Raw genomic sequence first — 23,750 nt, forward strand, 5'->3', positions numbered from 1 at the left:
ACAGCTTTCAACTTTTCATCAAGGATGACATGCACCCGCAGCGAAAGTCCGCTTTCCGCCCTTCTTTCGTTAGGTCTCCCTGATCAAGCAGATCGCTGACGGTCTTTTCGATGCGAACAACAACACTAACAATAACCCCCGTTTTTTGAAGTGCGTTTTCTCAACCTCGGCCCCCTTTATATGAGAAACTAAAGCTGTCTTGGTCTCGCCCAGCGCCTGACTGCCTGACAATAGGCCTTGGCCATGTGTCATGCCCTGATCTGTGGCGCTTTGTGCTGACTATGAAGTGGGTTTCAGCTTTTGGCAGACACCCTGCCACCACTTCTTAAACGTCAATGTCAGTAACGGAGAACATCACTATGATGATTGGATACGCACGCACTTCAACACTGGAACAGAAGGCGTCCATAGAGGCGCAGAGAGAGGCTCTGAGGGCCATCGGCTGTGAACGTCTGTATGATGAACAAATTTCATCCGTGGCCACCAGAGAGGCTCTCTTGGCCGCTATGGACTACGCACGGGACGGGGACACCATCATCGTGACCAAGCTGGATCGACTAGCCAGATCGGTACGCCATTTGGGAGAGATTGTGGACGAACTGGAAGGCAAGAACGTTGACCTTCGCATTCTTGATCTTGGCTTGGACACATCCAACGCGACGGGAAAGCTGATGCTAAACGTCTTGGGGTCAGTAGCCCAGTTTGAGCGTGAGATGATGCTTGAGCGCCAACGGGAAGGCATCGCCAAGGCAAAGGAAGCTGGGCGATATAAAGGCCGGAAGCCCACAGCGAGGATGCAAGTAGGCGAAATCAGAGGGTTACTTGCTCAGGGATTGACCAAAAGGGCAGTAGCGGCCCAGTTGGGCTTGTCAGAAAGGTCTATCTACAGAGTGGCAAATGGAAAAGGCACACCACATTGTGTCTCTCTAAGAATCAACCACTAGATATAGAAGAAGGTGCAAATTACCTACCTCAGCAAAGTGGTGGAGTGGGTGGTTTCCCAAGCAAGCCCCATCTGGAAACTCTAGAAGCTTACAATGAGGGCTAGCGTGTTCGGTGAGCCCCGCCAAGCAGGCAATAAGGACAACTTTCGGGAACTAAGTCGGAGAATGGTTGTATCCTGATGCATCAAGGACAGGGTTTGGGAGGCCATACATGTGTCCAATTCATTAACCAAAAAGGAAAGAGACTTGGGGGTCCGACTTCGCACTGCCTCAGGCACTACATGAGAGACCGCCTTATGTAGTTGAATACCTTGATAATATGATTGATCAAATTTTAGGGTGGAAACCTGTCGGGGATGTGGTTGTTAACTATGGGCAGGCTGTTCAGGGCAACATTCTTCGCTTGGCAGGTCAATTGTTATATGAAATCAATATCGGGCAGCATCCGCTTGTATCGTCAGTTTGAGCTTACTCCCCCTTTGGAGAATCCCCATGCCAAGTTTAAGTATTACTTTCGAAGATCAATTCGATAGACATCAATCGAAATTCTCTAGGGTATCAGCGGATCCCAATGGTGATGCAAATTTTGATTATTCAGCAGCTGGCATCGAAGAATATATGAGGGACGGTTGGCAGCAATGGTTCGACTTGATGCCAAACGTCCTGTTCGCAGCCGAAGCCGAAATCGATATCCTGGTTGTATACGAGCCCAACGGTGGCTCCAGTGTTGCTTTCATTGACGTGCCAACAACCGAAGGCTCCTCTAACGGAGGACCACGCTATACTGTGGTTTCCAATGAACTGGTAACTGGCATTGATAGTAATATGGATGAATATGATGCCGTCATCTCGGTGGGCCCGGATTTGGGCACTCGTTATGGCGGCATCTCAGGCGTAATGGCACACGAATTTGGGCATGCGTTGGGATTCATCACTTTTGGCGAAACTCTCTTTGATGAGCTGAGTTCAGATGGGCTTTTCTACGGTGAAAATGCTTCAGCGGTGCACGGTGCACCAGTTCCCCTACAAGGAGGCTCTTCACATGTAGCTTCTCCAGCGGTATCGATCATGGGTGGAAACTCCACTGTTGTTTCGGAACTCGATATTGCTTTTCTTGAAGATCTTGGACTGTTTAGAAATGGTGTTGTGACCAATTTTGATGACCGTCTTGAAGGTACAAATTTTGCTGACACGATAAGCGCGCTTGGCGGAAGTGATGTTATTTTTGGTGATGGCGGAAACGATCTTCTTTCAGGTGGCCGAGGTGACGATTTGGTTCTTGGCGGATCTGGAGCCGACACTGCTGTTCTGTCCGGAATGCAGACATCATACTCTTTGCAATTTTCCGCAGACAAAACCATTATTATAGACCGACGTCCTTCACAGGATGGGGCGGATACTCTTGTAGACGTCGAGTATCTACAGTTTGCAGACGGAACTTTCGACATCGACATTCGGTCAGGAGCGACCGGACTTTCTGCTAGCGACTTTGCGGCGATTGTTGAGCTCTACATTGCCTATTTTGATCGTGCTCCAGCGTCCAAAGGATTGCTATATTGGGGAACACGCCTTGACGATGGAATGACCCTTCCAGAGATCGCAAACAGCTTCTTTGTACAGCCAGAAACCCAAAAAACCTATGAGGCTTTCCTGAATGACGATGGCAGCCTGAACAATACCGAAGCCTTTGTATCTGCCGTCTTCAACAATGTCCTTGGGCGTGATCCATCTGGCCCCTACTGGGAGAATGAACTCAACATCAACCCTGATATCACACCAGCCATCTTCATACTTGCAGTGCTCAACGGCGCTAAGGCTGAATCAGGCGGTGCCGCAGACCGAGACTATCTCTCAAGCAAGACGGACATCGGCGTCTACTTCTCGGCAATCAAGGGCTTGTCAGACTATGACGATACAGTTGCTGTAATGAACATCTTTGATGGGAGCGTTGCCAGTGTGAATGCTGCTGTGTCTGCAATTGACCAAATTCATGCGGACGCTTTGGACCCTATCAACGGAGCATTTCTGATGCCTTTGGTTGGCGTGATAGATGATCCCTTTGCTGTAGCCTAAATTGCAGACCATTTTACTTGAACGTCGCAGGGTACTGATTGCGTTTCTCGACAAGCCGGGGGCGAGAGCGTTCAACAGTGTCAACCATTCAAAAATGGGTCCACAATCGGGTCCACATTGACAATTTACATTCTTCTAACCTATTGATATTAATAGCACAGTTATAAGTACTTGCACCTCTCCTGGGCACCAAATTCTCCCTAATAGGTGAATAAACTCCGCCAAGAAGATAGTTTTCCGGCTGCGAATCGCAGTTCGTGGGTTGCGTGTGTCGAACTTTGCAAGCGAAGAGTGGGACGTCGTTACACCCTACTTCCTATCGCAGTTCAGCGACGGGAAACTGACCTTCCTAAAGAAGGTCTACGCGGTGGCGAAGACCAAGACGCCTCTAGTCTCCCAGCGGCCTGCTTTAATCATTTTTCTGTTCTGCTTCATACCCGATTGGCGACAACGTACCATAACCCCATCAGTACATCGTGCTCCCTTATTCCGAACCCGATCTCTTTGATTTCAAAATCACCAAGCACAGCATCTAGACTTAGCGGCGTCCCATCCGAGTTGCGCCGCCCCTCCGCACACTTTCCCCAAATGAATTTTCCGTGAGCGTCAGACTAGACATCCAGCGACACATGCTTGTTCCTCAATAATTTTATTGAACTATGACGCTACGTTAGCCAACTCTCTGATTTGCTGGAATTGACTTCCCACCGCCATCCGCTGTTCACTCACCACATCAATAGGGGCTGCGATCAAAGACAGGCCCGCAATCACCTTGGGAGGAAGAACAATGCGTATTTTCACGTTAACAGCTGCGGCATGTCTCGCGGCAAGTCCGATTCTGGCACAAGAGGTCTCTTTGCCGGATCAGGTCACCTGGACCGCCTATGGCACCGGATCAGCGGGCTACAACCAGTCTGTCGCGATTGGTGCGGCTTTGCAGGAGGCAAGTGGCGTCAACCTGCGGGTTCTGCCTGGCAAGAATGACATTGCCCGCACGGAACCTGTCCGTCAGGGCAAGGTGCAATTTTCCGCAAATGGCGTTGGCGGTTCGTTCATGGCGCAAGAAGGCGTGTTCCAGTTCGGTGCCGAGAACTGGGGTCCACAGCCGGTGCGCGTGCTTTCTGCCAACAACGGCGGCACCGTGGGTCTGTCCTTGGCAGTCGCGGCGGAAGCCTGCGAAAAAGCGGGCAAGCCCGCGTGCGAAGGCTTTGAATATGCCGACCTGAAAGGCATGCGCGTTGCCTTTGTCAAAGGTGCGCCGGCGCTGAACGTCAACAACGAAGCCTATCTCGCCTATGGCGGCCTGACATGGGACGATGTCGAGGTCGTCGAATTCGGCGGCTTTGGTGACAGCTGGGCAGGCATGATCGACGGCAGCGTGGACGCGGCGTTTGCCTCCACCAACTCCGGTCGCGCTTATGAAGCGGCGTCCAGCCCGCGCGGAGTCTACTGGCCTCCGATCGACGCGAACAACGCCGAAGGTCTTGAGCGGATGCAAGCTGTGGCACCTTTCTTCACTCCGATGGTTGCCAAGGTCGGTGCCACGATTGACGGCACAGACGGTTCCCCGACTGCCGGTTACGCCTACCCGGTTCTGATGAGCTATGCCGATCAGGACGAAGAGCTGACCTACAACATGACCAAGGCGATGCATGTCTACTTTGACAGCTACAAAGACAACGCGCCGGGCATCAACGGTTGGGCGCTCGACAAGCAGAACTTCCAGTGGGTTGCGCCCTATCACGAAGGTGCGGTGCGCTATTACAAGGAAATCGGCTCCTGGAGCGACGAAGATCAGGCGCATAACGACAATCTGGTCGCCCGTCAGGCTGCACTGATGGCCGCCTGGGAAGAGCTGAAGGCAGAAGGCCCCGACAACTGGGCAGAAGCATGGGACGCCAAGCGTCGCGAAGCCCTTGAAGCTGGCGGTTTTGACGTCGTTTTCTAAACGAAACGCAAGATATAGCGGGTGGGCCCTCGGGCCTGCCTGAACCCTTTCGCCTGACTTCGGTCGGGTCAATTGCATTGAGAATGACATGACAGAGCAAGACAGCGCAAAAGACCGCGGCAGCTCAGCCCTTGAGGCAGAGCGGATGGTGGAACGGATGACATTCAGCGGCGCTGCGCGTTGGGTGATCATCGTATTCACGCTCATTGCAATCGGCTTTGCCATCAACCAGCTCTTCAATCTGCGGCTGGGCGGGTATTCTTTGCTCGAAGGCATGTATTTATATGTATTGGCTGCCCTCTTTCTTAGCCTCACATTTATCACCTTTCGCGCCTGGGGTCCGCCCTCGTCAAAGGTGCCTTGGTACGACTGGCTGTTGGCGCTCGCCACGCTGGTTGTGGCCGGATATTTCGTTGTCACCGCGGGGGCGAGCCTTGACGGTGGCTGGGAATACGCGCCACCGGACAATGCAATTTGGGCCTCTATCGCGCTTTATGTGCTGATTCTCGAAGGCACGCGGCGGGCCGGTGGTCTGGTTCTGTTCGCTATCGTGTTTGTCTTTTCGCTCTATCCGACTTTCGCCGAACATGTGCCGGATCCGCTCAATGGTTTCACACAGCCCTTTACCGATGTGATTCCCTTCTTCATGATCTCGTCAGAGGCTTCCTTTGGCATCCCGATGAAAGCCTTCGGTAATCTGGTCATCGGCTTCATTCTGTTCGGTGCGGTCCTACAGTTCACCGGTGGTGGCAAATTCTTCAACAACCTCGCCATGTCTCTTGTCGGAGGCTATCGCGGCGGTGCGGCCAAAGTATCGATCTTTGCGTCGGGTTTCATGGGGTCGATGTCCGGTTCTGTCATTTCGAACGTGCTCACCACTGGTGCGGTCTCTATCCCCGCAATGAAAAAGACCGGTTTCTCGTCACGCTATGCAGCTGCGACCGAGGCCTGTGCATCGACAGGTGGCGTTCTGATGCCGCCGATCATGGGGGCTACGGCCTTTGTGATCGCCTCATGGCTCAGCCGTCCCTACGTCGAAATTATGCTCGCTGCGGCGATCCCTTCCCTGCTCTACTTCTTCGGACTTTTTGTTCAGGTCGATTCTTACTCCGCACGGCGCGGCCTCAAGGGCCTGCCCAAAGCGGATCGTCCGGCCGTCCTGCAAACACTGCGCGAAGGCTGGCTATACATCGCGGTCTTCGGCTTGTTGATCTTTCTGATGGTTGCCTTCCGCTGGGAGACGACAGCCCCCTTCTATGCCGTGGCGCTATTGCTGGTGGTGAACCAGTTCAACCGCAATGACCGCGTGTCCTGGGACGGATTTCTGAACATCATCGTCTCGGTCGGGCGCACCCTGTCTGAACTGGTCGCCGTCCTGCTGGGCATCGGTATGATCGTCGGTGCGTTTCAGGCAACGGGCCTGACCGGACCACTCGCCAATGAACTGGTGTTCATGGCGGGCAACTCTGTTCCAATGCTTTTGCTGATGGGTGCTGTGACCTCCTTCATCTTTGGCATGGGGATGACGGTGACCGCGTGTTACATCTTCCTCGCCGTGGTTCTGGCACCGGCATTGGTGCAGGCGGGATTGAACGAGCTCGCTGTGCACCTCTTCATCCTTTACTGGGGCATGGTCAGCTTTATCACGCCACCCGTGGCACTGGGCGCTTTTGCCGCGGCGTCGATGGCGGGGGCCAATGCGTTCAAAACAGGGTTCGAGGCGATGCGCCTTGGTGGCGTGATCTACTTCGTGCCGTTCTTCTTCGTGCTGAACCCTGCGTTGATCGGTCAAGGACCTGCGCTTGAAGTCATCACTGTGCTAATATGCGCCTTGATCGGCGTATGGTTCATTTCTTCCGCGCTGCAAGGCTACGTCAGCTTTGTCGGCCCGCTTCATACAGGCCCCGTTACTCTGGTCATGCGTTTTGTGCTGTTCTTTGCCGGGCTTCTGATCGCGGCGCCGGCGGGCGGTGTGGCGGGACTAAGCCATCTGGCGCTGACCTTGGCTGGCTTCGTGATCGCGATGCTGCCGATGGCAGTGGCGTGGCGGGCGGGCCAGCTTGAGAAGACAGGCGCGGTCCAAGCCTGAACCGCGCCATTGGGGTTGATAACACATGGCCAACATCCTCAGGGATTTGCCGCAAATCCAGTCTCTGCTGGAACGGCCTGCGATTGCGCAGATTGCAGGCCGGTTTTCGCGTGATGAGGCGACCGATGCGTTGCGGCGCATCACGGCCCGTTTGCGGTCCGAATCATTGGCCGCGAAACGCGACAGTCTGCCCAACTTTGACAGTGACGCCTTTGCGCAAGATCTGGTTCGAGAGATTGAAACGGCCCGCAAGCCATCCTTGCGGCCCGTCATCAACGCCACCGGCATCCTGATCCATACCAACCTGGGCCGCGCCCGGCTGGCCCCCTCTGCCCTGGACGCGATGCAGAACATCGGTGGCGGCCCCTCAAATCTGGAACTGACACTGGAGACCGGCAAACGCGGCTCGCGACATGATCATGTCGAAAGACAGATTTGTGATCTGACCGGTGCCGAAGCAGCGGTGGTCGTCAACAATTGTGCCGCTGCCGTTTTGCTGGCGCTAATGGCCACAGCAAACGGGCGCAGCGTGGTGGCATCGCGTGGTGAGTTGATCGAGATCGGCGGTGCCTTTCGCCTGCCCGACGTGATTGCGCAAAGCGGCGCGACCCTGCGCGAAGTGGGTGCCACCAACAAGACCCGGATCAGCGACTACGAGGCTGCGATTGACGCAGACACCGCTGTTCTCCTGAAAAGCCATACCAGCAATTTCCGCATCATCGGCTTTACCGCCGCGGCGGACCGGCGCGATCTGGCAAAGCTGTCTGCAGAGAGACAGGTGATCCTAATGGAAGACCTTGGCAGCGGTGTTTTGATTGACCTGTCTCCTTTCGGACTAGGCGATGAACCTGTTGTCGCGGACATCCTGAAAACCGGGGTCGATCTGGTCATGTTCTCCGGTGATAAACTGCTTGGCGGGCCGCAGGCGGGCATTCTGGCCGGGCGCAAGGACATCATCGCCAGACTGAAATCGCATCCCCTGATGCGGGCAGTGCGCATCGACAAGCTATCGCTTGCAGCTCTGGAAGCGACACTACGTTTGTATACTGCACCACATGACCCTCTGGTCGACGTTCCTGTATTGCGGATGCTGGCAGAGCCGGCAGCGCAGGTGCTACACCGTGCTGAACGCCTCCGCGACAGCTTGCTCGGGATCGGCGTCGCGGATGTCGACGTGCAGCCCTGTGCCGCCTTTGTCGGCGCAGGATCCTTGCCGTTGCAGGATCTGGAAAGTCACGCTGTGACCATCCGGCTGCCGGACCATTCCGCCGATAATCTCTGCACAGCGCTGCGCGAACATGAGACCCCGATCATTGGCAGGATCGAAAAGGACCGCGTGATGCTGGACATGCGTACCGTAGACGAGGATGAGCTGCCGATTATCGAGCGCGCATTTTCACTGCTCTTGAGCCAATGACCACCTGTTGTACGGTTGTGATTGGCCATGTGGACCACGGCAAAACTGCCTTGGTGCGTGCCCTGACCGGCGCTGACACCGACCAATTGGCTGAAGAAAAAGCCCGTGGCCTTTCGATCGTGCCGGGCTTTGCCCATCGCACCTATGCCAGTGGCACGTTAGATTTCATCGACGCTCCCGGACACGCCGATTTTGTGCAAGCCATGATCCGTGCGGCCACCGGAGCGCGCGCAGCTTTGCTCGTCATCTCTGCGACCGAAGGGATCGCGGAACAGACCCGCGAGCATCTGTCGATCGCTGCGCTGCTGGCCATCACCACGGGTGTTATAGCGGTGACAAAGTCCGATCTGCTGGATTCGGCTGACCAAGCCCCCTGCCTTGACGCGCTGCGCAGCCAACTGGCCGAAACCGGATTTGCATCCAGCCCCATGGTCCTGTGTTCCGCGCAATCGGGGGATGGCATTGATCAGCTCCATGCCGCACTTGAGACGCTAATTCAAACGGCTCCGCAAACTGGGCCACAGCACAGCTTCCTTCCCATCGACCGCGCCTTTTCGATGTCCGGTCTGGGCACCATCGTAACCGGCACCTTGCAAGGGGCGGCAATCAGTATTGATGATGCGATGCAGCTTCATCCGTCCGGAAAAGCGACCTCTGTGCGTGGCCTGCAAAGCCGTGGCACCCTACGTCAGCGTATAGAACCCGGTGAGCGTATCGCGGCCAATCTGCGCGGCGTGGCAGTGACCGAGATCGCGAGCGGGGCAGTGCTTTGTTCTCCAACCCATTTTGCGCCATCGCGGTGTGTCGACATTACGCTGACATTGCTGCCCGGCGTCACCGTCAAGCATATGCAAAACCTGCGCGCGCATATCGGCACGACCAGCGAAGTCGCCACACTACGTCTGTTCGGGGGCGGCAAGGCAAACTCCGAGCAGGGTGTTCTGGCGCAACTACGCTTTGGCAAACCTGTCGCGGCGTTCGCTGGCCAACGCGCCATTCTGCGCCAGTTGTCACCTGCAAAAACGCTGGGCGGGGTGACGGTTCTTGACCCGCTCGCAAAACCCACCGTGGCAGGAGACAAAGACCGGCAGCGCGTCCTGAATGGCGCCCTTCAGGGGGATCTTGATCAAATTGCCTTGGCACTTTGTGAGGCAAATGATGGTGTGGCAGACCGGGATGATATCGCCCGCCTATCGCGGCTGACCGAAGGAGATCTCGGCAAAAAGCTGAAGCAGGACTTCCAAGAACTGAGCCCCACCCTGATCGCGCCCCGCAGTCGGATAGCTCTGACCGAGACCGCATTGCTGGCGGGTCTGAAAGCCCACCACGACGCGCATCCTCTCCGCAGTGCGGCACCGGCTTCTGCCCTCAATCTTCCTGCTACGGCCGCCGAATTGATTGCCTTTGTCAAAGCTGACCTGAACAAACGCGGGGTGATCCGGCTTGCCGATAATGCTGCCGCGCTGGTGGATCATGACCCCCTCGCAAACCTTGACGCAAATGGTCACGACCGACTGATACAGATAGAAAGCGCATATCAGCAGGCAGGACTTCAACCAATTACACCGGAAAGCATCATCCAAGACCAACTGGACCGGGATATTTTCGACCTGCTAACTGACCTCGACCGGCTCGTCCCGTTGCGCAATGTCGCTCTTGGCCAGACACTTATCTTTCACACCGACGCGCTGACGGAAGCTGCTGAAATCCTGCGGCAGGGCTTTCCAACAGATGATCCTTTCACAACATCACAAGCACGCACAACTCTGTCTACCAGTCGCCGCATTATTGTGCCCGTCCTCGAATATTTTGACGCACAAGGCTGGACGGGACGCAACGGCAATACGCGCCATTTCGACCGTTAATCGGTTCCCCCACCCACCGCCGCTTGCTAGACTACACCATACGGAGGTGACTGGAGTCTGGTGGCTTCCCTGGTCTTCAAAACCACGGACGCGTCGTTTCGTCGTGTGGTGGGTTCGATTCCCATCCACCTCCGCCCCATGACAGGCTGGACATTACGGTTCAATCCTTCGAAGTATGGGCCATCACGGGGGGAAGAGACCAAAATGAGCGATACACAACCAGCATTTTCACTGACGGACCTGGCAGGCAAAGCGCATGACTTTCCAACCGGTCGTCCGAGCCTGATTTGCTTTGTCAAAGAAGACTGTGAGACCTGCAACACGGCCGCCCCGGTGCTGGATGCCTTCAACAAAGCTTACGGCAGCGAGATTGACGTCCTGTTGATCGCCCAATCGGGGGACGAGAACGCGACCTTCGCTGCGCGCCACAGCCTGTCGATGCCGGTGCTGGACGACACGTCCTGCAAGATTGCCTTTGCATGGGACATCGAGAGCGTTCCTTCCGTCTTCTGGACCGATGCGAAAGGCCAGGCAAAGACAACATTCGAAGGGTTCATCCGCGCGGATTGGGAAGCGCTAAGCGCCGATATCAGCGATCAAACCGGTCAGCCCGCCGCCCAGATTGATTGGGAAAGCCTGCCCGCTTGGCGCCCCGGATGCGGGTCCAAACACCTTGATCCGGCGATCTATGACAAGTTGAAAGCCGAAGCCGAAGACAGCCCGATCCGCGCCAGAAAGATCGACATCGCCAGCAGCGATGATGAGGCGGAGTTCATGTTCGATCAAGGGTTCTCGGACGGACTGCCGCTGGTCCCGCCCACGCCCGAACGGGTGATGCGGATGCTTGCGGGTACCCACCGCGATCCACAGGAACTGGTTGCTACGGTGCCACCGAACATGGGCGAAGCCACCGTCGAGAAGATTGCGATAAACGCCGTCATGGCGGGGTGCAAACCCGAGTACCTGCCCGTTGTCATCGCCGCGGTCGAAGCGGTCTGCACCGACGCATTCAATATTCACGGGGTTACCGCGACAACCATGGGGGCAGCACCCGTGATGATCGTCAACGGACCGATCAGAGCGCAAATCGGCATGAATGCGGGACTTGGTGCCTTGGGTGCCGGCAACCGGGCCAATGCCACGATAGGCCGCGCCTTGCGGCTGGTGGTGCGCAATGTCGGCGGGGCGTCGACCGGCGGGGTCGAACGCTCAACCATGGGCAACCCAATGAAATTCACAATGTGCTTTGCGGAAAACGAAGAGCGCTCGCCCTGGGAACCGCTGCATGTAGAGCGGGGGTTCAAGGCAGAGGATTCGGTTGTGACGGTCTTTGCCATGACAAGCGGCCCTACGCTGATCGTCGACCAGACCTCGCGCACACCGGACGCGATTTCCGGCTCCCTTGGACGGGGGCTTGAGGGGGTATTCCTACCGACCTTCCGCAACCTGCCGGTCGATGCCGTGCTTGTGGTGTGCCCTGAACACCTTGATACGCTCACGCGCGACGGCATGTATTCCAAACAACAACTGCGGGACCGCATCCAAGAAGTTACCGCCGGTACCGGAGGCGAAGTGAAGTCAGACGGTGCTTTGCGACAGGATGCCAAACCAGGTGCCGCGACCGGTACAGGCGTCACTCCCGCCTCTGGACAAAATCCCAAGTTCGCCAGCACCGACTATATTCACATCGTCGTCGCGGGATCGGATGCAGGCAAATTTTCGTCCGCGTTCCACGGCTGGGCAACCGGGGAAGTGGGCTCCATATCCGTTTCCAAAAAGATTGATCTGGGCTAGGCTTAAGCAGAAAGGAGCACCTATATGACAATAATCCTCGACCCGACGGACGAACGCGTCCCGGTGGAGCGGCAAATCACGCCGCGCCCCGATACGCTTTCGGGCGTTGTCGGTCTACTGGACATAAGCAAACCCCGTGGCAGCGTGATGCTGGACGAATTGGAACGCCTGTTGGCCGAACGTGCACCGGGCGTTGATGTTCGGCGCTACAAAAAGCCGACATTCGCCAAACCTTGTCCTGATGCTTTGCGCATCGAGATCCGCGATGCTTGCGATCTGGTTGTTGAAGGGCTGGCTGACTGAGGTTCCTGTACGACGTGCAGTATGCACGACACAGTCTGGTTTGAAATCCAGGGAATCCCGTCAGTTTCCGTCGCCTCCAGCGAGTTTGGCGAAGCTGCCAAAGCACAGCGCAAAGCGCTTGGCATGAACAGCGCACGTTATGTCCTTGTCCCGCATCCCATTCAGGATGCAACGGACGACGAAATGCGCACCAAGGCGGCTGAAGCCTTGGAACAGATCGTCGCCGCGTTGACGAAAGACGATTAGAATACGGCGCAGCCCTCGTTTATCCGGGGGCTGCGCTTTTCTTTGAGCGTCGACGCTACAGCTTCATACCGCCCAGTTCGGCCACACCCACAAAACTGCGGTTCCAGGTCGGGCTGATCAGCACCTCGTTGATACAAACATGTGGCGGCGCTTCGGCGATGTACCGCACCATCGCACCCAGATCATCTGATTGCAGCATCTTGGCCATGTCCTCGGCCGAAGGCGGCTTAGGCCGCGATTTCATGATTGGCGTCGCCACTTCGCCGGGCATCAGCGCGGTGCAGCGGATGCCATTCACACCCTCATCCTGATTGATCGAATGGCTTAGCGCCACAACCGCATGTTTTGACGCGCTATAGGCTGGTCCGGTCAACCGCGAAGGATGCCGCCCCGCCCAGGACGAGGTCAGGATCAGCGTGCCCATCCCCTTGTCCCGCATCTGCGGCAACACGGCGAGGATCCCGTTCATCACGCCGTTCAGGTTGATGTCGACAACCTTTGCGAAATCCGCTGCCGTCACTGCTGCCACCGAACGATTGGGCACATTAATACCGGCATTGGCCAGCATGATATCCACGCCACCCAAGCGGGCCAGCAAATCATCCGCGATGGCCTGTGTCGCCTCTGCATCCACTACATCCAGCTGCGCCACTTCAGCCGCACCACCCGCTTCCGTAATCTCTTGCGCGACGCGCTCGATCTCGGCCAGCCGCCGCCCCGACAGCACCACATGCGCGCCGCTTTGCGACAAGGCCTTGGCCGATGCTTCGCCGATGCCGCCCCCCGCGCCCGTCACCCAGGCTATTTTTCCATTTAGCTGTCCCATAACTCTCTCCCTATTTGTGCAGTTGGCACAAAGGTCCACAGTTCACGTGCAAAGTCTACAGAGCCTGGTGCAGGCAACCATGTTTTGACCCTCACCCAAAGACTGCCATTGATGTGCAACGCGGCAAAGTCCGCGCAACAGTTGATGCGCCCCGTGAAACCGCTACAAGATGTCTGACGAATTGAAGGGACATACCTCATGACACAGACACATGAACCTAGCGATCTGCTGGCCGAAGTTTTGCTGCCCACGCAGGAACTTCGCGAAGATCTCCCCTTCTTTACCAAGGTTCTGGGAATGCGGTTGGACAGCATATTCCCCGCCGATGACCCATCGGTCGCCAGTTTTTCCGGCCACGGTCTGCGCCTGCGCATCGAAAAAGGGGCCGATGTGCCACCGGGCAAGATTCGTATCCTGACCGATCAGCCGATGCAGTTTGCCGAAGGCCAACGCAGCCTGACTGCCCCTAACGGGACGCAGATCGAAGTTGTGCCGCGTACACCAGTTGTCGACCAACCCCAGACACAGCATGAATTTGTTGTACGCCGCCTCGCGGACGAAGCGCCCTGGGTCATAGGTCGGGCGGGCATGCATTACCGTGATCTGATTGCCTCGCGGCTGGGCGGGTCCATTATCGCCAGCCACATCCGCATTCCCGATGGCGGGCCGGTGCCGGATATGGTGCACTACCATACCGTCGGGTTTCAGCTGATCTTTTGCTACAAGGGTTGGGTCGATGTGCTGTACGAGGATCAGGGGGACGTGATCCGCCTGCATGCGGGCGATTGCGTGACCCAGCCGCCGGGCATCCGCCACCGCGTGGTCGAAGCATCGCCGAATATCGAAGTGATCGAGATCGGCGTTCCGGCGGAGCATGTCACCACCATCGACCATGACTTTACCCTGCCGAACGGCACCGGCGATCCGGCCCGCGAATGGGACGGACAACGCTTTGTGCATCACATGAAGGACAAGGCTATCTGGAAGCCCTTCCGCATCCCCGGCTTTACCATGCGTGATACCGGCATCAACGATGGGACGAAAGGCGTGGCCGGTATTCAGGTGGCACGGTTTGACAATGGCACCACGGCACCCGCCAAACATGATGCCGACATCCACTTCACCTTTGTCATGGAAGGCACGATGACCCTGACCGCCGAGGGGCAGGACCCGCGCGAGCTGACAGCGGGAGATGCCTTTGTCATTCCGCCGGGTATGATCTCGCAATATGTCGCCTGTTCGGATGATCTTGAACTGCTCGAAGTCGCTCTGCGCGGTGATTTCTCAACTCAGATTGTGGCGTAGGGCTTCCCAGTTCATCCTGGCATCGACCAAGGGTTTCTTTGGTCTCAAAGCCCATGCCGATCTGTACTTGATCAAGCACGGCGCGGTTTTCCTCGAACGCCTTTCGCTCGTCTTTTGGCATCGTCGCCGAGAGTGCCTCATCCTCGGGGTGTCGGTTGCGGTGCGGGCGCGCATCTTCAAGCGCGACTACCACGCCTGGCGATGTCCGGAACACACAAATTCTCCCAACTAAAACAGCACTTTATTGCAAGCAGTTATGAGCTCGAGACCCCAAGCGGCAACATACCGAGCGTTCTGGCCAGAACAATTCGGCTGCCTTCAGCACTGAGAAATATCAGATTATTCATAAGGTTATCATAAAAGACCGCGTACCCCCTCAAATCGAGGAAGCTCGGCAAAACTTTCTTTACCATTGTTTTCTAGATTTTCCTTTATCAACAAGGATAAATCGATGTTTAACTCTCTTACCAACGGGCAATTAGAAGCGCTTATCGAGCAATTTTTGCTCCCTATGTTTATTATCCAGCGGCGCCGCGCAGGCACTGATTTCGAGATGGTCGGCATGAACAGCGCGTTGGAGCGATTGGCCCGTCAACCGCGTCAGGCGATCATGGGGCAGTCTGTTTCCGATATGGCGATTTCTGGCGTCAACAATGATGCGGGCTTCCATTTTCTCCAATGTGCCACATCTCGGAAACCAGTCCGCTTCACCTATGCCTTCGAACACGACGACCATAAGGATCGGTGGGATATGATTTTGCAATACGGTCAAAGTCCGGAAGGCTACGACCGAATCATTTCAACAGCCAATCAGCTGACACCCGATACCTCCGCTCTCCAGGACAAGGTCGCCTTTGAGGATGTCAGCTATTTTTCTTCTATCGCCGATCTTCAGTTGGAAAACCTCAGCAACGCGTTTTCGAATGTGACGCAGGGCGCGTCGATGACCGTGATGGAAGAGGAAAGAATGATGCGTCTGCATGCGGTATGCCGCACAATCCAACGCAGCGTATCGGACATTAAGGATATTGTCAGGCGTGCGCAGGCACGTCATTGTGAACAGCAACAGCATCCCCACTTCCCAAGCATGAACCCACGCATGGATCGCGCGGGCTGCATGGATACGGTGCGGGCGCTATCGGATGCTTGGGTGGAGCGCTGACCAGCAGCAACGCTCAAAGCGTTACCAACTTTTCTTGAATAAGTACTTTTTGTAACATTAAACTTGTTTTCAGCGTCTCTTTCCCCTAGGATCAACTGATCTATTGGGAGGAATTGATGACTGCTTTTATCTGCGATGCACAACGCACGCCTATTGGACGTTTTGGTGGGGCGCTTGCGAAGGTGCGGGCCGATGATCTGGCCGCGATCCCTATTGCCGCTCTGATGGAACGCAATCCGGATGTGGACTGGTCCCGAGTGGATGATGTGGTGTTTGGATGTGCCAATCAGGCAGGTGAAGACAACCGTAATGTCGCCCGTATGGCTGCGCTTCTGGCCGGGCTGCCGGTTGATGTGCCGGGGGCCACGATCAACCGTTTGTGCGCATCTGGAATGGACGCCCTAGGGGCCGCCGCACGCGCGATCCGCGCCGGTGATATGGATCTGGCAATTGCCGGCGGTGTCGAAAGTATGACACGCGCGCCTTTCGTTATGCCGAAAGCCGACACGGCTTTCTCTCGCAACAATGCAGTCTATGACACCACCATCGGCTGGCGCTTTGTGAACCCTGTGATGAAGTCCAAATACGGCGTCGATTCAATGCCGCAAACCGCCGACAACGTCGCCGCAGACTATGACGTCAGCCGCGCGGATCAGGATGCCTTTGCCCTGCGCAGCCAGGAGCGCTGGGCGGCTGCCGACAAGGCAGGTATCTTTGCCGAAGAGATCACTCCCGTCACCATCCCCCAGCGCAAGGGCGACCCGGTGATCGTGGACCGCGACGAACATCCGCGCCCCGATACACAGGCCGACAAATTGGCCAAGCTGCGCGGCATCAACGGCCCCGATCTGACCGTCACTGCCGGCAATGCCTCCGGTGTGAATGACGGTGCCGCGGCGATGCTGATCGCCTCTGAACAGGGAATGAAGGATCACGGCCTATCACCGATTGCGCGTGTTGTGGCCATGTCCGCCGCCGGGGTCGAGCCGCGTGTGATGGGCATCGGCCCGATTCCCGCCTGCCAGAAGGTGCTGAAACGCGCCGGTCTTACCATCGATCAGATGGATGTGATCGAACTGAACGAAGCCTTTGCGAGCCAGGGTCTCGCGACTTTGCGCGCGCTGGGCGTCGCCGACGATGCGCCTCACGTCAACGCAAACGGCGGTGCCATCGCCATCGGCCATCCTCTCGGTATGTCCGGTGCCCGTCTGGTGATGACGGCCGCGCTGCAACTCAAACGTACCGGCGGACGTTATGCCCTGTGTACGATGTGCGTTGGCGTGGGCCAGGGCGTCGCACTTATTCTAGAGCGCACTTAAACTGAATGCTTGTTCTTGAAAGGACCTGAACGATGTATGCACAGATGATCAAGTCTACCGGTCAAGGCGTGAAATCCCTTGATGAAATGGAACCACAAGAACGGGCTTTTCAAGAACGGATCGATGCCGGTGGCAAGATCGAACCGAAAGACTGGATGCCCGATGGCTACCGCAAGAACCTGATCCGCCAGATCGGGCAGCATGCCCATTCAGAGATTGTTGGCCAACTGCCCGAGGGCAACTGGATCACCCGCGCCCCCACGCTGGAACGCAAGGCCATCTTGCTGGCCAAGGTGCAGGACGAAGCAGGGCATGGGCTTTATCTTTATTGCGCCGCCGAAACGCTTGGCGTGACGCGCGACGACCTGACGCGAGACCTGCTTTCGGGCAAGATGAAGTATTCGTCGATCTTCAATTATCCGACCCTGACATGGGCCGATATGGGTGCTGTGGGCTGGCTGGTTGATGGTGCCGCGATCATGAATCAGGTGCCATTGCAGCGTACATCCTATGGGCCATATGCCCGCGCGATGGTGCGGATCTGCAAAGAAGAGTCCTTTCACCAGCGTCAGGGCTTTGACATCATGATGAAGATGGCGAAAGGCACAGACGCCCAGCGCAAGATGGCGCAGGATGCACTGAACCGGTTCTGGGGTCCGGCACTGATGATGTTCGGCCCATCCGACGCTGAATCGGTACATTCCGCACAGTCGATGGCGTGGAAGATCAAGATGAACAGCAACGACGAACTGCGTCAGAAGTTCGTCGACCAGACCGCACCCCAGGCGGAATACCTTGGCCTCACCATCCCGGACGAAACCTGCAAGCTGAACGAGGAAACCGGTCACTACGATTTTGCCCAGCCGGATTGGGACGAATTCTTTGATGTGCTCAAGGGCAATGGCCCCTGCAACACCGAACGGCTGGAGGCCCGCAACAAAGCCTGGGATGACGGTCGTTGGGTCCGCGAAGGTCTGCTTGCCCATGCCGCCAAGAAACGCAGTGCGAAAATGGCGGCGGAGTAGACCTATGAGCAGCCCTGAATCCAGTCCCTATAAAGCCACCGAAGCCGCAGAGCATACGGAAACCCGCAAGACAGAATGGCCCCTATGGGAAATATTTATCCGCGGTCAACACGGGCTAAGCCACCGTCACGTTGGTAGCCTTCACGCAGCTGACGCAGAGATGGCGATCAAGAACGCCCGCGACGTCTACACCCGCCGGAACGAAGGTGTCAGCATTTGGGCCGTTGAGGCCTCTGCTATTGCGGCCTCTTCGCCCGAGGAAAAAGGCGCGCTTTACGAACCTGCGAACGACAAAGTGTACCGCCATCCGACGTTCTTCGACATCCCTGACGAAGTGGGTGCAATGTGAGCGACCCTTTGTTCGAATACCTGTGCCGCTTGGGCGACAACACTCTGGTTCTGGGGCACCGTGTCTCTGAATGGTGCGGTGTGGCTCCGGTATTAGAAGAAGATATTGCGCTGGCCAATGTGGCGCTTGACCTGATTGGTCAGACCCAGTTGTGGCTGGGATTGGCCGGAGAGGTTGAGGGCGACGGCCGCGATGCCGACCGGCTCGCGTTTCACCGCGACGTCTGGGATTTTCGCAATGTGCTTTTGGTCGAACAGCCGAATGGTGACTTTGGCCAAACAATGATGCGGCAGTTCCTTTTTGACACTTGGCATCTGTCGATGCTCAAGGCGTTGGCAGGGTCATCGCATGAACAGATTGCAGCGATTGCCGAGAAGTCGGTGAAGGAAGTGACCTATCATTTGGAACGTTCTACCGACACGGTGATCGGACTGGGCGATGGTACGGAGGAAAGCCACGATCGCATGCAAAAGGCCCTTGATAGGCTCTATCCTTTTGTGGGCGAAATGTTCTTGTCTGATGACATAGACGCCGCGATGGTGACGCAAGGGATAGCGCCTGATCCCGCAAGCCTTCGCAAGGCCTTCGACGCGCAGCTTGATGCAGTACTGGCAGAAGCAACACTCACTAAACCCGCCGATGATTTCGCCCACAAAGGTGGAAAGACAGGCGCACGGCACACCGAACACCTGGGTCATATGCTGACGCAAATGCAATGGTTGCAACGCGCCTATCCGGATGCATCATGGTAACCGATCAGCCCGCGTTAGAGACTGTTTGGGCATGGCTTTCCGCCGTGCCTGACCCAGAGATACCGGTGATTTCGCTGACCGATCTGGGCATCATCCGTGACGTGGCATGGGACGATGATACGTTAGTTGTCACGGTCACCCCAACCTATTCGGGCTGCCCCGCGACCAGCATCATCAACCTTGATATAGAAACCGCCTTGCGTGCCAAGGGAATCGAAAAACTGTCTCTAAAAAGGCAGTTATCTCCTGCATGGACGACCGATTGGTTGACCGACACGGGTCGCGCCAAACTAGAAGAATACGGCATCGCGCCCCCTCAACCAGCGGGCGGGCCCAAGCAGTGCCCACTTTGCAAATCCACTCAGGTTGAGAAGATCAGCCAATTCGGATCGACCCCCTGCAAGGCGCAATGGCGGTGCCAATCCTGCCTTGAACCCTTCGACTATTTCAAATGTATCTGAGGCCCGCATGAGCCAGTTTCACCCTGTCACAGTGACTGATATCCACCACACGATCCGTGATGCGGTCGTGCTGACGCTACAACCTGAAAATCCAGAAGCTTTCGATTTCAAACAGGGCCAATACCTGACCTTTAAGCAGGATTTCGATGGTACCGAGCTGCGGCGCAACTATTCCATCTGCGCCGGGCTGGACGACGGCAAGTTGCAGGTGGGGATCAAACGTGTCGATGGCGGCGCGTTTTCGACCTTTGCCAATACAGAGTTGCAAGTCGGCGATACACTGCAAGTCATGCCTCCGCAGGGGAAGTTTTTCACTGCATTAGAGCCTGATAAGACGAAGAACTACCTTGGGTTCGCGGGCGGGTCTGGCATTACGCCTGTTCTATCGATCCTCAAAACTGTTCTGAAACGGGAACCGCTGTCCACATTTACACTGGTCTATGCCAATCGTGCTGTGAACACGATCATGTTCCGGGAGGAACTGGAGGATCTCAAGAACCGTTACATGGGGCGACTAACGATCATCCATATGCTTGAATCCGGGCAGGATATTGATTTGTTCACCGGCCGTGTTGATCAGGGGAAATGTGAAGCGCTTTTCAAACAGTGGATCGACGTCAGCGCCATTACGACTGCGTTCATCTGTGGTCCTGAACCCATGATGCTTGCCATCGCTGACAGCCTAAAAACCCACGGTTTAGAGCCTGATCAGATTAAGTTTGAACTGTTCAGCGAAAGCCAGCAAGGTCAGCTTGCCAAGCAAGAGATGGCGAAACGTGCCGAGGGGCAGACCGGGACCAATCTGACGGTGATCATTGAAGGCGCCGAGCGGTCCTTCGAGATGTCGAAGGGGCAATCAGTGCTTGAAGCGGCGCTGGCCAACGGACAGGACGCGCCCTTTGCCTGCAAGGCCGGTGTCTGTTCGACCTGCATGTGCAAGGTGATCGAGGGCGAGGTCGAGATGATCAGCAACCATGCCCTCGAAGATTACGAAGTTGAGCGGGGGTATGTGCTGTCTTGCCAGTCCTATCCGCTGACCGAAAAACTGGTTGTGGATTACGACACCCATTAAGGAGAGCCGATGCTGGACGTATCAAGTTTCGCTGCAGGTCAATGGATCGCGCCCGGCACAGGTGCCCGATCTATAGAAAGCGCCATCACCGGCGAGGCTCTGGCACAGGCTGGCAATGCTGCATTACCCATTCAGGATATGCTGGGCTATGCCCGCGAAATTGGCGGCACAAACCTGCGCAGGATGACGTTTCACGACCGCGCCAAGATGCTTAAGGCGCTGGCGTTGTTTCTGATGGAGCGCAAGCAGACGCTTTACGATCTAAGCTATGATACCGGTGCGACCCTGTCCGATCACAAGATCGACGTGGACGGCGGCATCGGCACAATGCTGGTTTTCGCCGCCAAGGGCCGCCGTGAAATGCCGGATGGGCATGTCTATCTTGACGGACCACCAGAACAATTGGGCAAGACCGGTGCCTTCATGGGGCGGCATATTTGCACGCCGCTGCTAGGTGTCGCCGTTCATATCAATGCGTTCAACTTCCCCGTCTGGGGCGTGCTAGAAAAACTCGCGCCAACTCTTTTAGCGGGCGTGCCTGCAATCGTAAAACCGGCCACGGCGACCTGCTATGTCACAGAGGCCTGCGTGCGCATGATGTTGGACAGCGGGCTGTTACCCGAAGGCGCGGTTCAGTTGGTGACCGGCGGTTTGGGCGATATGCTGGATCATCTGGAATGTCAGGACGCCGTAGCATTCACCGGATCAGCCCAAACCGCACTCAAGCTGCGCGGCACGCCAAACCTCATGGAAAACTCTGTCCGCTTCGCCTCCGAGCAGGACAGCCTGAATGCATCGGTACTCGGGCCGGACGCGGAACCCGGCACGCCGGAGTTCGATCTGTTCGTCAAGGAAGTTCAGCGCGAGATGACCGCCAAGGCCGGGCAAAAGTGCACTGCGATCCGCCGTATCATGGTGCCCCACGCGCATATTGATGCAGTGATAACCGCGATCAGCGACCGGTTGGCGAAGATACAGATTGGCGATCCACGGCTCGAAAGCACTCGGATGGGTGCACTGGTATCCGCAAGTCAGAAACGTGACGTGCTTGAAAAAGCGGCTCTAATACAGGCGGAATCCGAACTTGTATTCGGTGCCCCCGATGCGTTCAGCGTGACAGGCGCAGACAAGGAAAAAGGCGCTTTTGTGCCGCCTATGCTGTTTCACTGCAGCGATCCTGACATCGCCCGCCGCGTCCACGACACCGAAGCTTTCGGTCCCGTCTCAACGATCATGCCCTATCGCGACTTGCCCCATGCCATCGACCTGCTGAACAAGGGCAAGGGGTCGCTGGTGGCTTCTGTCATCACCAATGATGGGGATGTGGCCCGCGACATCACATTGGGCAGTGCGGCCTTCCACGGCAGGCTTTACTTCAACAACCGTACCTCGATGGGCGAAGCCTCAGGTCACGGCGCGCCGCTTCCCCATATGGTACATGGCGGTCCGGGCCGCGCAGGCGGCGGTGAAGAGTTGGGCGGCATACGCGGTGTGATGCATTATATGCAGCGCACCGCCATTCAGGGCAGCCCGGATATTCTGACCGCCATCGGCGAACAATGGGTACCCGGCGGCACGGAAACCACCCATCAGGATCATCCCTTCACGCGGACTTTCTCCCAGATCACGCTGGGCGAGACGTTCAATTCGCCCTCCCGCACCATCACGCTGGAGGATATCGAAACTTTCGCGCATTTCACCGGTGATACGTTCTACGCCCATATGGACGACGCCGCAGCCAAGGCGAACCCGTTCTTTCCGGGGCGCGTTGCGCATGGCTATTTGCTGCTGAGCTTTGCGGCGGGCCTCTTTGTGCAACCAGACCCCGGTCCGGTGCTCGCCAACACGGGTCTGGATAATCTGCGCTTTATGGCACCCGTTGCCGCCGGTGACAGCATTCGCGTGCGGCTGACGGTAAAACACAAGACACCGCGCAATGACGAATACGGCGAAGTGCGTTGGCATGTGACCCTATACAACCAGAATGATGACGTGGCAGCGGAATATGAACTGCTGACGATGAATGGATATTGAGGAGTTTGCATCTCTGACGGCGGGGTTGCGAAGCTTGGGGGGGCAGCGGGTTTGGTCGCTGGTGATCAGCCTTTTTGGTGATCTTGCGCAAGAACCGGGACAGGCGATTGATGGGCCAGTCCTGTCGACCATCATGGCTGGTCTGGACGTAAAACCAGAAGCGGCGCGCGTGGCACTGCACCGTTTGCGCAACGACGGTTGGATCACATCCGAGAAATCGGGGCGCATCAGACGTCACAGTCTGACCGCGCAAGGGCGCAGGGAATCGGCAGCGGCAAGCCCGCGCATCTATGCCGATGCGACCCTAACCAACGGAAAATGGCAGATCGTCCTTACCGAACATGCCGCTGATTTGTCCCAGCTGGGTTTTACGCAGATAACGCCGCGCATCTTTGCAGGCCCCAGGTCAGCCAAGGCACCAGCCGAGGCGATGATCTTGTGCGCCGGCGCAGCGCCCGACTGGCTGCGCGCGCAAATTGCCGACCAAAGGCAGCAAAGCGGGTACGCGGACCTGTTGACGGCTCTGACCGCGTTACGCGGAAATTTGCCGTCACCCACCGAACTACCCGCGCTTCATACCGCTGTGTTGCGGTGCTTGGTCGTTCACAACTGGCGACGCCTTGTGTTGCGTCACCCTACGCTCCCCGCTGCCTTGATCGATCCCGAAGGCGCGCCCCATCGCTGCCACGTCGCTGTCGCTGATTTGCTGGCACGCTATCCGCGCCCCTCAATCACCGAGGTTGAGCAGTCCTGCGCCACTGTGTAA

At 56.7% G+C, this 23,750-nt stretch carries 19 protein-coding genes and 1 tRNA gene; 19 read left to right on the plus strand and 1 reads right to left on the minus strand.

Annotation, left to right across the window (positions count from 1 at the left end; genetic code table 11):
* The first annotated feature begins 359 nt into the window (after window positions 1–359).
* From Z945_RS0108670 to Z945_RS20945, 9 genes are all read left to right on the plus strand, one after another.
* On the plus strand, window positions 360–944 hold the full coding sequence (locus Z945_RS0108670; RefSeq protein WP_025051711.1) for a recombinase family protein: 585 nt from the start codon (window positions 360–362) through the stop codon (window positions 942–944).
* Between the two features lie 492 nt (window positions 945–1,436).
* The gene (locus tag Z945_RS0108675; RefSeq protein ID WP_152541094.1) at window positions 1,437–3,017 is read left to right on the plus strand and encodes a DUF4214 domain-containing protein; all 1,581 of its coding nucleotides are present in this window, start codon (window positions 1,437–1,439) and stop codon (window positions 3,015–3,017) included.
* A 787-nt stretch (window positions 3,018–3,804) separates the two neighbouring features.
* Complete coding sequence (locus Z945_RS0108680) at window positions 3,805–4,965, plus strand: TAXI family TRAP transporter solute-binding subunit (RefSeq protein WP_025051713.1); 1,161 nt, start codon at window positions 3,805–3,807, stop codon at window positions 4,963–4,965.
* An 88-nt stretch (window positions 4,966–5,053) separates the two neighbouring features.
* Window positions 5,054–7,054 (plus strand): TRAP transporter permease, encoded by a 2,001-nt coding sequence (locus Z945_RS0108685; RefSeq protein ID WP_025051714.1) that lies wholly within the window; start codon window positions 5,054–5,056, stop codon window positions 7,052–7,054.
* Window positions 7,055–7,079: 25 nt separating this feature from the next.
* Window positions 7,080–8,471: an L-seryl-tRNA(Sec) selenium transferase gene (gene selA, locus Z945_RS0108690; RefSeq protein WP_025051715.1), complete on the plus strand. Its 1,392-nt coding sequence runs from the start codon at window positions 7,080–7,082 to the stop codon at window positions 8,469–8,471.
* On the plus strand, window positions 8,468–10,336 hold the full coding sequence (gene selB / locus Z945_RS0108695; RefSeq protein ID WP_025051716.1) for a selenocysteine-specific translation elongation factor: 1,869 nt from the start codon (window positions 8,468–8,470) through the stop codon (window positions 10,334–10,336). Before selA ends, selB begins: the two co-directional genes overlap by 4 nt.
* Window positions 10,337–10,378: 42 nt before the next feature.
* A tRNA-Sec gene (locus tag Z945_RS20475) sits at window positions 10,379–10,470 on the plus strand.
* Window positions 10,471–10,540: 70 nt separating this feature from the next.
* On the plus strand, window positions 10,541–12,130 hold the full coding sequence (locus Z945_RS0108700; RefSeq protein ID WP_025051717.1) for a TlpA family protein disulfide reductase: 1,590 nt from the start codon (window positions 10,541–10,543) through the stop codon (window positions 12,128–12,130).
* Between the two features lie 24 nt (window positions 12,131–12,154).
* Window positions 12,155–12,679, plus strand: a complete 525-nt coding sequence (locus Z945_RS20945) for a UGSC family (seleno)protein (RefSeq protein ID WP_273701373.1) — start codon at window positions 12,155–12,157, stop codon at window positions 12,677–12,679.
* Between the two features lie 55 nt (window positions 12,680–12,734).
* Here the strand turns inward: Z945_RS20945 and Z945_RS0108715 are convergent, their stop codons facing one another.
* A complete protein-coding gene (locus Z945_RS0108715) occupies window positions 12,735–13,505 on the minus strand; it encodes an SDR family oxidoreductase (RefSeq protein WP_025051720.1) in 771 nt (256 codons plus the stop codon).
* 198 nt (window positions 13,506–13,703) lie between these two features.
* Here Z945_RS0108715 and Z945_RS0108720 point away from each other — a divergent pair, with 198 nt between their 5' ends.
* From Z945_RS0108720 to Z945_RS0108770, 10 genes are all read left to right on the plus strand, one after another.
* Window positions 13,704–14,810: a cupin domain-containing protein gene (locus Z945_RS0108720; protein ID WP_025051721.1), complete on the plus strand. Its 1,107-nt coding sequence runs from the start codon at window positions 13,704–13,706 to the stop codon at window positions 14,808–14,810.
* A 451-nt stretch (window positions 14,811–15,261) separates the two neighbouring features.
* On the plus strand, window positions 15,262–15,972 hold the full coding sequence (locus tag Z945_RS0108730) for a hypothetical protein (RefSeq protein WP_025051722.1): 711 nt from the start codon (window positions 15,262–15,264) through the stop codon (window positions 15,970–15,972).
* A gap of 116 nt (window positions 15,973–16,088) precedes the next feature.
* A complete protein-coding gene (gene pcaF, locus Z945_RS0108735; protein ID WP_025051723.1) occupies window positions 16,089–17,291 on the plus strand; it encodes a 3-oxoadipyl-CoA thiolase in 1,203 nt (400 codons plus the stop codon).
* 32 nt (window positions 17,292–17,323) lie between these two features.
* Complete coding sequence (gene paaA / locus Z945_RS0108740) at window positions 17,324–18,316, plus strand: 1,2-phenylacetyl-CoA epoxidase subunit PaaA (RefSeq protein ID WP_025051724.1); 993 nt, start codon at window positions 17,324–17,326, stop codon at window positions 18,314–18,316.
* A gap of 4 nt (window positions 18,317–18,320) precedes the next feature.
* The gene (paaB, locus tag Z945_RS19550; protein ID WP_025051725.1) at window positions 18,321–18,665 is read left to right on the plus strand and encodes a 1,2-phenylacetyl-CoA epoxidase subunit PaaB; all 345 of its coding nucleotides are present in this window, start codon (window positions 18,321–18,323) and stop codon (window positions 18,663–18,665) included.
* Window positions 18,662–19,417, plus strand: coding sequence for a 1,2-phenylacetyl-CoA epoxidase subunit PaaC (gene paaC / locus Z945_RS0108750; protein ID WP_037970816.1), 756 nt, complete (start codon window positions 18,662–18,664; stop codon window positions 19,415–19,417). Before paaB ends, paaC begins: the two co-directional genes overlap by 4 nt.
* A complete protein-coding gene (paaD, locus tag Z945_RS0108755) occupies window positions 19,411–19,878 on the plus strand; it encodes a 1,2-phenylacetyl-CoA epoxidase subunit PaaD (RefSeq protein WP_025051727.1) in 468 nt (155 codons plus the stop codon). Before paaC ends, paaD begins: the two co-directional genes overlap by 7 nt.
* 7 nt (window positions 19,879–19,885) lie before the next feature.
* Window positions 19,886–20,950: a 2Fe-2S iron-sulfur cluster-binding protein gene (locus Z945_RS0108760; protein ID WP_025051728.1), complete on the plus strand. Its 1,065-nt coding sequence runs from the start codon at window positions 19,886–19,888 to the stop codon at window positions 20,948–20,950.
* A gap of 9 nt (window positions 20,951–20,959) precedes the next feature.
* Entirely contained in the window at window positions 20,960–22,984 is a 2,025-nt protein-coding gene (gene paaZ, locus Z945_RS0108765) for a phenylacetic acid degradation bifunctional protein PaaZ (protein WP_025051729.1), read from the plus strand.
* The gene (locus Z945_RS0108770; protein WP_025051730.1) at window positions 22,974–23,750 is read left to right on the plus strand and encodes a PaaX family transcriptional regulator C-terminal domain-containing protein; all 777 of its coding nucleotides are present in this window, start codon (window positions 22,974–22,976) and stop codon (window positions 23,748–23,750) included. Before paaZ ends, Z945_RS0108770 begins: the two co-directional genes overlap by 11 nt.

The organism is Sulfitobacter noctilucae (genome assembly GCF_000622365.1).
GTDB classification, from domain to species: Bacteria; Pseudomonadota; Alphaproteobacteria; order Rhodobacterales; family Rhodobacteraceae; genus Sulfitobacter; species Sulfitobacter noctilucae.

Bases quoted from the DNA above. Each gene is read 5' to 3' on its own strand.
- paaZ (WP_025051729.1), top strand. From the start codon at position 20,960: ATGCTGGACGTATCAAGTTTCGCTGCAGGTCAATGGATCGCGCCCGGC.
- paaD (WP_025051727.1), top strand. From the start codon at position 19,411: ATGGTAACCGATCAGCCCGCGTTAGAGACTGTTTGGGCATGGCTTTCC.
- paaB (WP_025051725.1), top strand. From the start codon at position 18,321: ATGAGCAGCCCTGAATCCAGTCCCTATAAAGCCACCGAAGCCGCAGAG.
- selB (WP_025051716.1), top strand. From the start codon at position 8,468: ATGACCACCTGTTGTACGGTTGTGATTGGCCATGTGGACCACGGCAAA.
- Z945_RS0108715 (WP_025051720.1), bottom strand. From the start codon at position 13,505: ATGGGACAGCTAAATGGAAAAATAGCCTGGGTGACGGGCGCGGGGGGC.
- Z945_RS0108675 (WP_152541094.1), top strand. From the start codon at position 1,437: ATGCCAAGTTTAAGTATTACTTTCGAAGATCAATTCGATAGACATCAA.
- Z945_RS0108730 (WP_025051722.1), top strand. From the start codon at position 15,262: ATGTTTAACTCTCTTACCAACGGGCAATTAGAAGCGCTTATCGAGCAA.
- Z945_RS0108670 (WP_025051711.1), top strand. From the start codon at position 360: ATGATGATTGGATACGCACGCACTTCAACACTGGAACAGAAGGCGTCC.
- Z945_RS0108720 (WP_025051721.1), top strand. From the start codon at position 13,704: ATGACACAGACACATGAACCTAGCGATCTGCTGGCCGAAGTTTTGCTG.
- selA (WP_025051715.1), top strand. From the start codon at position 7,080: ATGGCCAACATCCTCAGGGATTTGCCGCAAATCCAGTCTCTGCTGGAA.
- Z945_RS0108680 (WP_025051713.1), top strand. From the start codon at position 3,805: ATGCGTATTTTCACGTTAACAGCTGCGGCATGTCTCGCGGCAAGTCCG.
- Z945_RS0108700 (WP_025051717.1), top strand. From the start codon at position 10,541: ATGAGCGATACACAACCAGCATTTTCACTGACGGACCTGGCAGGCAAA.
- Z945_RS0108770 (WP_025051730.1), top strand. From the start codon at position 22,974: ATGGATATTGAGGAGTTTGCATCTCTGACGGCGGGGTTGCGAAGCTTG.
- Z945_RS0108685 (WP_025051714.1), top strand. From the start codon at position 5,054: ATGACAGAGCAAGACAGCGCAAAAGACCGCGGCAGCTCAGCCCTTGAG.
- pcaF (WP_025051723.1), top strand. From the start codon at position 16,089: ATGACTGCTTTTATCTGCGATGCACAACGCACGCCTATTGGACGTTTT.
- Z945_RS0108760 (WP_025051728.1), top strand. From the start codon at position 19,886: ATGAGCCAGTTTCACCCTGTCACAGTGACTGATATCCACCACACGATC.
- paaA (WP_025051724.1), top strand. From the start codon at position 17,324: ATGTATGCACAGATGATCAAGTCTACCGGTCAAGGCGTGAAATCCCTT.